At 58.4% G+C, this 5,456-nt stretch carries 3 rRNA genes; all 3 read left to right on the top strand.

Annotated features, from left to right (window positions below):
- Positions 1–187 precede the first annotated feature (187 nt).
- The 3 genes from Cph01nite_RS18710 (at position 188) to rrf (ending at position 5,408) form a co-directional block, all read left to right on the top strand.
- Positions 188–1,707, top strand: a 16S ribosomal RNA gene (locus tag Cph01nite_RS18710).
- 398 nt (positions 1,708–2,105) lie between these two features.
- Positions 2,106–5,214 (top strand): 23S ribosomal RNA (locus Cph01nite_RS18715).
- A gap of 77 nt (positions 5,215–5,291) precedes the next feature.
- A 5S ribosomal RNA gene (gene rrf, locus Cph01nite_RS18720) occupies positions 5,292–5,408 on the top strand.
- The 16S, 23S and 5S rRNA genes sit together here, the layout of an rRNA operon.
- Positions 5,409–5,456 lie beyond the last annotated feature (48 nt).

A 5,456-nucleotide genomic window follows, 5' to 3' on the forward strand; every position in this document is an offset into this window, starting at 1 on the left:
GGATGCGCGTCTGTTCCTTGAGAACTCAACAGTGTGCCAAGTAGTCGATGCCATATTTTTGGTGTCGAGCCTGGATCAGGTCCACCCCGTGGGTCTGGTTCGGGGTGATGCCAGTTGATGCCCCTTCGGGGGTTCTTTGTGTGTCTGTTGCTCGCCGGTCTTCGGGTTGGTGGGTGGCTGTTTGACATTCACGGAGAGTTTGATTCTGGCTCAGGACGAACGCTGGCGGCGTGCTTAACACATGCAAGTCGAACGGTGACGACCAGCTTGCTGGTCTGATCAGTGGCGAACGGGTGAGTAACACGTGAGCAACCTACCCTTCACTCTGGGATAAGCCTTGGAAACGAGGTCTAATACCGGATACGAGACGCACGGGCATCTGTAGCGTCTGGAAAGATTTATCGGTGGGGGATGGGCTCGCGGCCTATCAGCTTGTTGGTGGGGTAATGGCCTACCAAGGCGACGACGGGTAGCCGGCCTGAGAGGGCGACCGGCCACACTGGGACTGAGACACGGCCCAGACTCCTACGGGAGGCAGCAGTGGGGAATATTGCACAATGGGCGAAAGCCTGATGCAGCGACGCCGCGTGCGGGATGACGGCCTTCGGGTTGTAAACCGCTTTCAGCAGGGAAGAAGCGCAAGTGACGGTACCTGCAGAAGAAGCGCCGGCTAACTACGTGCCAGCAGCCGCGGTAATACGTAGGGCGCAAGCGTTGTCCGGAATTATTGGGCGTAAAGAGCTCGTAGGCGGTTTGTCGCGTCTGCTGTGAAAACCTCAGGCTCAACCTGGGGCTTGCAGTGGGTACGGGCAGACTAGAGTGCGGTAGGGGTGACTGGAATTCCTGGTGTAGCGGTGGAATGCGCAGATATCAGGAGGAACACCGATGGCGAAGGCAGGTCACTGGGCCGCAACTGACGCTGAGGAGCGAAAGCATGGGGAGCGAACAGGATTAGATACCCTGGTAGTCCATGCCGTAAACGTTGGGCACTAGGTGTGGGGTCCATTCCACGGATTCCGTGCCGCAGCAAACGCATTAAGTGCCCCGCCTGGGGAGTACGGCCGCAAGGCTAAAACTCAAAGAAATTGACGGGGGCCCGCACAAGCGGCGGAGCATGCGGATTAATTCGATGCAACGCGAAGAACCTTACCAAGGCTTGACATACACCGGAAAAGCGCAGAGATGTGCTCCCCGCAAGGTCGGTGTACAGGTGGTGCATGGTTGTCGTCAGCTCGTGTCGTGAGATGTTGGGTTAAGTCCCGCAACGAGCGCAACCCTCGTCCCATGTTGCCAGCGGGTTATGCCGGGGACTCATGGGAGACTGCCGGGGTCAACTCGGAGGAAGGTGGGGATGACGTCAAATCATCATGCCCCTTATGTCTTGGGCTTCACGCATGCTACAATGGCCGGTACAAAGGGCTGCGATACCGCGAGGTGGAGCGAATCCCAAAAAGCCGGTCTCAGTTCGGATTGGGGTCTGCAACTCGACCCCATGAAGTCGGAGTCGCTAGTAATCGCAGATCAGCAACGCTGCGGTGAATACGTTCCCGGGCCTTGTACACACCGCCCGTCAAGTCATGAAAGTCGGTAACACCCGAAGCCGATGGCCCAACCTTTTGGGGGGAGTCGTCGAAGGTGGGACTGGCGATTAGGACTAAGTCGTAACAAGGTAGCCGTACCGGAAGGTGCGGCTGGATCACCTCCTTTCTAAGGAGCATCTGGCAGCAGGTCGCCTCGTCATGGGGTGGTGCTGGTGTCCAGGCCCATGCCCTCGCCGTACGTGTGGGGGGTGGTGCTCACGGGTGGAACATCGACTACTGGCCGACTCGTTGGGTCGGTGGCTTCCAAGTACGCCTGCAGCTTGCTGCGGGGAGGGAACGGAGAGTCGCTGGTTCGTCGCGGGTCGGCTGGGCACGCTGTTGGGTCCTGAGGGAACAGCCCGTTGTGGGTGTTGCCTTGGTCGGGATCGTCTGGTCCGGTCGAACCGCTGGTTGTTGCTGCTCTTCGGGGTGGTGCCGGCTGGTAGGCGCTGGGATGCCAGGTGGTGCACCGGTGGTTGCTTGAGAACTGCACAGTGGACGCGAGCATCTTTGAATGATCTTTGTGGTCAAGTTTTTAAGTGCACAGGGTGGATGCCTTGGCACCAGGAGCCGAAGAAGGACGTAGTAGCCTGCGATAAGCCTCGGGGAGTTGGCAAACGAACCGTGATCCGAGGATTTCCGAATGGGGAAACCCCGCACGAGTCATGTCGTGTGACCCGCACCTGAATATATAGGGTGTGTGGAGGGAACGCCGGGAAGTGAAACATCTCAGTACCGGCAGGAAGAGATATTCCGTGAGTAGTGGCGAGCGAAAGCGGATCAGGCCAAACCGAGCGCGTGTGATAGCCGGCAGGCGTTGCGCGTTCGGGGTTGTGGGACCTTTCAGTGAGGGCTGCCGCCCTCGCAGGGAGTCATAAAGCCGCGTTATAGTCGAAGGGTCTTGAAAGGCCCGGCACAGAGGGTGTCACCCCCGTAGACGAAATGACGCGGCCTCCCGAAGGGGATCCCAAGTAGCTCCGGGCCCGAGAAACCCGGAGTGAATCTGCACAGACCACTGTGTAAGCCTAAATACTACCTGGTGACCGATAGCGGACAAGTACCGTGAGGGAAAGGTGAAAAGTACCCCGGGAGGGGAGTGAAATAGTACCTGAAACCGTGTGCATACAATCCGTCGGAGCCTCCCTAGCAGGGGTGACGGCGTGCCTTTTGAAGAATGAGCCTGCGAGTTAGTGGTACGTGGCGAGGTTAACCCGTGTGGGGAAGCCGTAGCGAAAGCGAGTCCGAATAGGGCGACCGTAGTCGCGTGCTCTAGACCCGAAGCGAAGTGATCTAGCCATGGGCAGGGTGAAGCGCGGGTAAGACCGCGTGGAGGCCCGAACCCACCAGGGTTGAAAACCTGGGGGATGACCTGTGGTTAGGGGTGAAAGGCCAATCAAACTTCGTGATAGCTGGTTCTCCCCGAAATGCATTTAGGTGCAGCGTCACGTGTTTCTTGCCGGAGGTAGAGCTACTGGATAGCCGATGGGCCCCACCAGGTTACTGACGTTAGCCAAACTCCGAATGCCGGTAAGCCAGAGCGTGGCAGTGAGACTGCGGGGGATAAGCTCCGTAGTCGAGAGGGAAACAGCCCAGACCACCAGCTAAGGCCCCCAAGCGTGTGCTAAGTGGGAAAGGATGTGGAGTTGCACAGACAACCAGGAGGTTGGCTTAGAAGCAGCCACCCTTGAAAGAGTGCGTAATAGCTCACTGGTCAAGTGATTCCGCGCCGACAATGTAGCGGGGCTCAAGCACACCGCCGAAGCTGTGGCATTCACACACGTGACAAGCCTTCGTGGTTCAGTCGTGTGGATGGGTAGGGGAGCGTCGTGCCGGCAGTGAAGCCGCGGGGTGACCCAGCGGTGGAGCCGGCACGAGTGAGAATGCAGGCATGAGTAGCGAATGACGGGTGAGAAACCCGTCCGCCGAATGACCAAGGGTTCCAGGGCCAGGCTAATCCGCCCTGGGTAAGTCGGGACCTAAGGCGAGGCCGACAGGCGTAGTCGATGGACAACGGGTTGATATTCCCGTACCGGCGAAGAACCGCCCATACCGAGCCCGGTGATGCTAACCGTCCGAGCCTGTCTCATCGTCCTTCGGGACACCGAGGCAGGGGAGCACGAGACCCGAACCGGTAGTAGGTAAGCGTATTAACAGGGGTGACGCAGGAAGGTAGCCCAGCGTGGCGATGGTAGTCCACGTCCAAGGTCGTAGGGTGAGGTGTAGGCAAATCCGCACCTCGTGAGCCTGAGAGCCGACGGGTACCGCGTATGCGGGAAATGGGTGATCCTATGCTGCCAAGAAAAGCCTCGACGCGAGGTTCTAGCCGCCCGTACCCCAAACCGACTCAGGTGGTCAGGTAGAGAATACCAAGGCGATCGAGAGAATCGTGGTTAAGGAACTCGGCAAAATGCCCCCGTAACTTCGGGAGAAGGGGGGCCTCAAGCGTGAACCGACTTGCTCGGGGAAGCGTGGAGGGCCGCAGAGACCAGGGAGAAGCGACTGTTTACTAAAAACACAGGTCCGTGCGAAGTCGCAAGACGATGTATACGGACTGACGCCTGCCCGGTGCTGGAAGGTTAAGAGGACGGGTCAGCTCTTCGGAGCGAAGCTCAGAATTTAAGCCCCAGTAAACGGCGGTGGTAACTATAACCATCCTAAGGTAGCGAAATTCCTTGTCGGGTAAGTTCCGACCTGCACGAATGGCGTAACGACTTCTCCGCTGTCTCAACCGCGAACTCGGCGAAATTGCACTACGAGTAAAGATGCTCGTTACGCGCAGCAGGACGGAAAGACCCCGGGACCTTTACTATAGCTTGGTATTGGTGTTCGGTGCGGCTTGTGTAGGATAGGTGGGAGACTGTGAAGCCGGCACGCCAGTGTCGGTGGAGTCAACGTTGAAATACCACTCTGGTCGCTCTGGATATCTAACCTCGGTCCGTGATCCGGATCAGGGACAGTGCCTGGTGGGTAGTTTAACTGGGGCGGTTGCCTCCTAAAATGTAACGGAGGCGCTCAAAGGTTCCCTCAGCCTGGTTGGCAATCAGGTGGCGAGTGCAAGTGCACAAGGGAGCTTGACTGTGAGACTGACAGGTCGAGCAGGGACGAAAGTCGGAACTAGTGATCCGGCGGTGGCTTGTGGAAGCGCCGTCGCTCAACGGATAAAAGGTACCCCGGGGATAACAGGCTGATCTTGCCCAAGAGTCCATATCGACGGCATGGTTTGGCACCTCGATGTCGGCTCGTCGCATCCTGGGGCTGGAGTAGGTCCCAAGGGTTGGGCTGTTCGCCCATTAAAGCGGTACGCGAGCTGGGTTTAGAACGTCGTGAGACAGTTCGGTCCCTATCCGCTGCGCGCGCAGGAAACTTGAGAAGGGCTGTCCCTAGTACGAGAGGACCGGGACGGACGAACCTCTGGTGTGCCAGTTGTTCCGCCAGGAGCACGGCTGGTTGGCTACGTTCGGAAGGGATAACCGCTGAAAGCATCTAAGCGGGAAGCCTGCTTCAAGATGAGGTTTCCACGCCCTTCGGGGTGAGAGGCTCCCAGCTAGACCACTGGGTAGATAGGCCGGACGTGGAAGGCAGGACTAACGACTGCCGCAGCTGACCGGTACTAATAAGCCGACAACTTGACTAACTTCATTCATTGCTACGCGTCCACTGTGCGGTTCCCGAGAAACCAACGGTTCATTCCCGTTGACAACTCGACAGTGTTACGGCGGTCATAGCGAAGGGGAAACGCCCGGTCCCATTCCGAACCCGGAAGCTAAGCCCTTCAGCGCCGATGGTACTGCACCCGCCAGGGTGTGGGAGAGTAGGACGCCGCCGGACAACCATTCACGAAAGGCCCACCCCTCACGGGGTGGGCCTTTCGTCGTT

It is taken from the genome of Cellulomonas phragmiteti (genome assembly GCF_016862775.1).
In the GTDB taxonomy this organism is placed as follows: Bacteria; Actinomycetota; Actinomycetes; order Actinomycetales; family Cellulomonadaceae; genus Cellulomonas; species Cellulomonas phragmiteti.